3 protein-coding genes are annotated in these 4985 nt (G+C 59.9%); all 3 read right to left on the reverse strand.

The annotated features are described in order from the left end of the window. On the reverse strand, positions 1–2698 hold a 2698-nt coding region (locus FJ398_26010; protein ID MBM3841342.1), incomplete at its 3' end, for a LamG domain-containing protein. Positions 2699–2756: 58 nt separating this feature from the next. Further along, positions 2757–4361: a transposase gene (locus tag FJ398_26015; GenBank protein MBM3841343.1), complete on the reverse strand. Its 1605-nt coding sequence runs from the start codon at positions 4359–4361 to the stop codon at positions 2757–2759. A 321-nt stretch (positions 4362–4682) separates the two neighbouring features. After that, positions 4683–4985: DUF1501 domain-containing protein (locus tag FJ398_26020; GenBank protein MBM3841344.1), on the reverse strand; the 303-nt coding region annotated here is incomplete at its 5' end.

Below are 4985 nucleotides of genomic sequence, written 5' to 3' on the forward strand. Positions count from 1 at the left end.
CGACTCGTTTGATGGCCAGCGTGGGCGGCTTGACCGTCTCCGCCACAGGCACGGTGAACCCAAACGCGCGCGGCACGGTGGTGTTGTAGCCTGTCTTGCTCAGATAGATGTCGTCGAAGAACAGATTGGTCGAGGTGCTGTGGCCACCGAGCCCGCCCAAGATGAGCCGGGTCAACTGCGGTGTAGTGAAGCCAACGTCGGCTGCGCCCACCGGATTGCGCGACGCCGCGTAATTGGCGATGATCGTGGTGCGTTGCGTCGTGCCGTCTTTGGCCACGTGGACGGAGTAAGTGTCACCGGTGCCGAGGTTGGTTGGAGGCGTGGTGGAGTTGTCTTTGTTGAATGGGCCGTTCTTGATATCGACCCAGATGTTGTAAGCTGTGCTCGGCTGAAGCGCGGGATCGAACAACTCGACGGGGTTTTGCCAGCCGTTGTAGCCACCCACTTGTCTGCCGGCGCCTGGTTCGTCACTGATCACGGCGCCAGGTCCGATGTCGGCACCGGAGTCGCCGCCGAAGCGAACGGGACGATCGGTCAGGGCGACCTGCCCGCGAACCGGCTCCGTCTCATCGCCCACCAAAAAAGCGCGGAAAAACAGGGTGCGTTCCTGGCCTTCGGCGACCGCGAGTGGACCCATTTGCAGCACTGCGGTGCTGCCGCCCCTGTTGGGCGCGGCAAACTTGTTCCCACTGAACTCGACGACCGAGAACTCAACCGCATCTAGGTCAGCCCATCCTCCCTGGCCATTGAGGAGTCCCACGTTGTAGCGGTCGAAATTATCGATCAGGGTCCAACCGGGCGCCACGTCGGAAATGGCCGCGACGGTCGTGGTTCGGGAGACCGTCTCGGTGCCGCGCTTCAACGTCAGATTAAACGTCTTGCTGGAGGTCAGGGTCACTTCCGCCGAACCGAGTCCGGACACCGTCTTCGCTGTGACATCGCCGATTCCCTGGTCGATTTCCACTTGAACGTTCTTCGTAACGTCCCAGCGCAAAATGACTTTGTCGCCGACGGCTGTGGCGGGCAAATCGGATTTGAACGAGCGAATGGCCAGCGGCTGAGGCTTGCTAAACGGCACGGGTGTCCCACCCGTGACCACGGATTTAATCTCGGCTTCAGAGAGAGCGCGGTTCCAGAGCGCCACGTCGTCGATCAGGCCGGAGACCCAGTGGGTGGGATTGGCGCGCAGGATTCCGCCGATCGTCGTGGTGTTCAGTCGCCAAGCCCCCGCTTCCTTGGCCGGAATCTCCAAGCTATCTCTTACGCCGTCGATGTAGAGGGCGCGGGCGCCGTCCGCCTGCTGAACAAAGGCCAAATGATGCCAGGTGCCGTCGAGCGGTTCGGCGACGCTCTTGAGATGATCGACGGTCCCCCAGCCGGTTTGTCGAAAGTAGTAGTCAAGCTGGCCGCTGGCGCCGGTGCTGGACGTGCCCAGATTGAAGAGCGGATTGTTGTCCGAAAGACTGGCCTCCGAGAACAGCCGCAGGTCACTCTGGCCGGTTCCGGTGACGTTGGCCCAGAAAGAGATGGTGAGCGCCGGATGCTGATTGATCGGCAACTGCTCGCCCGCGGTGCTGACGCGTCGGAGCATGGTCTGGCGGGCGTTCTCGAACTTGAACGCTTTGCCCACCTTCCCTGTCACCAGGTCGGCGGCGGTAAGGTTGGCCAGTTCCAAATCGTAGCCGCTGACCAGATCCGGGGTTTTCACGCCGAGCACTTCGTCAAGAGGCCAATAGGCGACCATTCCTTTGGTTAACGGCGGGAAGACACTGTTCAAGCCTTCTTTGACCACCTGTTGAACTTCAGCTTCTGACAGAGCACGGCTCCAAGTGACCACTTCGTCAATCAGGCCGGTGACCCAGTGCGTGGGATTGGCCCGGAGGATGCCGCCGATGGTCGTCGTATTCACCCGCCACGTGCCCTCGGCTTTGGCCGGGACTTCTACTGGATCTTTCGCGCCGTCGATATACAAGGCGCGCGTCCCGTCTGCCGTCTGGACAAATGCCAAATGGTGCCAGGTGCCGTCGAGCGGTTCGCCTTCGCTCTTGATATGATTGACCGTGGTCCAACCGGATTGACGGAAGAAGATGTCCAGTTTGCCGCTGCTGCCGGCGCTGTCGGTGCCCAGATTGAACAGCGGATTGTTGTCCGTGGTGCTCGCTTCGGAGAAAAGCCGCAGATCGCTCTGCCCCGTCCCGGTCACGTTGGCCCAGAAAGAGATCGTGAAAGCCGGGTGCTGGTTGATGGGCAATTGCTCCCCGGCGCTGTTCACCCGCTTGAGCAAGGTCGCCCGCGCGTTCTCGAACTTGAACGCCTTGCCAACTTTGCCCGCCGCGAGGTCCGCAGCCGTCAGATTGTGCAGTTCCAGATCATAACCGCTGACCAAGTCGGGCGTCTTGGTGCCGACCACTTCGTCGAGCGGCCAATAGGAAACCAGGCCGTCTTTCAAGGCTGCCTGGGCGGTAAGGCTGAAGATTGTCGTGAGCAGAGCAAGGAGGATCTCGAACGGGATGCGAGAGCTGTGAATCCGGGTGAATTGGAGTCTCATAGGCATTCGTAGGGTTCTGTGTTGTTCGTCGGGAACGCGGAAAACGTAACCAGGGCCGCTGATCTGAGGCAAGCACATTTTGCCCGACCCGCGAGTGCGGCTGACGCCGCCAACCAAACGAGCGCACGCTGCGACCGCGCTGGCGTTCAAAGTTTAAAGTTTCAAGTTCAAAATGAACAAAAAAAGGGGCTGCCGCCCTCGCTTGGCTTCAGATCGCCCGCGTTTCCGCCATTTTGACCGAGTTAACCGACACCGCTTGCGCCAACTTCCAAGCCTCGCGTCGGATCCATCTCTTCACATTGCATGCCGCCGCGATGAAATAATTTTGCAGTCGCACTTTGACCAAACCCCGACAGCGCGCACGCCGCATTCCGTGTCCCCGGACTAACTCGCTCTGCGTGCCTTCAATGCCATTGCGATGCTTCATCCGCTCTTTGAACGCCGGCGTCTTCTGCTCGTGCCGCCGGGCCTGTAAGACCGTGTGGTGGTGGCCAACCACAATGGTTCGATGTTTCTGATCTTTCCCCAGACATTGGCCGCGCAACGGGCAGTCATGACATTGAGTGCTGAATTCGAATCGATTGCTCACTTTGCCAGTCGCCTCTTCCTCCAATCGGCTGCATTGGGTGTTGGTTTTTCCGGCCGGACAAATCGCCGTGCGTTCTTCCACGTTGATCTTAAAATCCTCGACGCTCAAGCGCCCGTCCTTCTGCGGCGCTGGCTGCGCCGGGCTGATGAGTTCCCTGCCTTCGGCTTGCACTTCCACCAGCTTTTGCGCCGATACATAAGCGCCATCGGCATATTGCACCGGCGGCTTGTCCAGGCCCATCTGCCCTTGCTCTTGCTCCATCATTTCGGCGCCAAGCTCGTCGCTCTCATGAGCCGCATGAGTCACAATCCCAACGATAAAATTGCCAGTCGGTTCGCCGTCCGCCAGAGCCACTTCGCTCACGCTCTCGGCCACTTGAACTTTGTAACCGACATGTTCCTTCTTCTGCTGCCCTTGACCCTTGACCGCATACGTGGCCTCCGGATCATGCGGATTCTGCACCCGATTCGAACTGAACTCTCCTTTGCCTTTGGGCTCAACCGCCGTGCTGGCCAGGAGCTGCCCAGGAAATTTGGTTTGCGCCCGATCAGCCTCTGGGCTGGCGGTCGGTTGCCTGAGAGCCGAACTCACAGCGGTCTCTGCAGCCGTCTCCGCGACCGGTGCCGACGTCGAGCCGCTTTCCTGCGCCTGGGCCATTTGAGAGCTTTGCGTTGTTTCCTCGATCAGTTGCTTTTCCTCCGGCTGAGGCAAGGCCTTCCCGGCCACAACATCAAACTGCTCGCCGAACACCCGTTTGAGCAACTGCCCTTGCACACCCGCCATTCTCCGCGCTTGTGCCGGCTCGCCCAGCCACCCCAGCAATTGCCACGCGTCGGCGCCCGCTTCGCCGAGCTTGCCGGCAAGCGTTTGGCTGTTGGCCCGGTAATCCACTTGGCTTTCGACGTAACGTTCCCAGAGCGAAATCCAGAAAACGGGACGTTCTGTCGGCGGAGTCGCTGCTTCCAATTCTTGCAGCGCCAGGCGCTGGCGCCATACCAGCCCGCGAGGCGTTCGATGGTGTAAGGAAGCGTCGGGGTCAGTGGAATGCATGACTGTCCGCACAAATCCACCGGGACTGATTGGAGCGTCGCGGCCACCTGGACTGTTCAACGGCTCGGACAAGCTGGGAACAGAGGCCGTTTTGCCCGGCCCAGGAGTCAGATCGGGTTGAACGCGGACGGACGGGCAACTGCCCGGACGCCAGTCACAGAACTGTGCGCTCATGAATTGAACCTGGGTCGGTACGAATGATTTTCTGGCTCTGCGCGAGCGGAGTGGGGCCGGCGGGCGAGGTCGGCAGCAAGGGTTGCCCGACTGGGCTAGAACCAGATGGATGACCGGACAAAACGGACGGTGCCCCGAGGGCGGGGCGTCAGACGTTGGAACCTGGCGCAAGAAGTTGTCGGTGCAACGGCGGACGTTCCTCGGTGCGGACGAGCATCGCTCGTGTCAAAAAGTTACTTTTTTGGCAGCAGAAGAATTTTGTTTGTTTGACACGAACCTTTAATGGATGACCCTTTTCTGACCCTTTTCCGAGAAGTCGGCTCAGGCGAGCAATTCCTGAACCACGCGGGCTTCGGCATGTTCCACCAGTTTCAAATCTCTTGGCCCCAAGCGAAACTTCAATTCGTTGTGGTCCAAGCCAAACAGGTGGAGGACGGTGGCCAGCCAATCATAATGATGGACCGTCCCTTCGACGGCGTGATGCGAAAACACATCGGTCGCGCCATGGATGTGGCCTCCTCGAAAACCGCCACCCGCGACCCACATGCTGAAGCCGTAAGTGTTGTGGTCCCGTCCGACTTTGTCGCGTTGAGTGAGCCCATCCCGGAACTGAATGACGGGAAG

This window comes from Verrucomicrobiota bacterium, from assembly GCA_016871535.1.
GTDB lineage: Bacteria > Verrucomicrobiota > Verrucomicrobiia > Limisphaerales > SIBE01 > VHCZ01.

What these genes read in the sequence shown, in the direction of transcription:
- FJ398_26015 (MBM3841343.1), bottom strand. Translation starts at nt 4,361, where the DNA reads ATGAGCGCACAGTTCTGTGACTGGCGTCCGGGCAGTTGCCCGTCCGTC.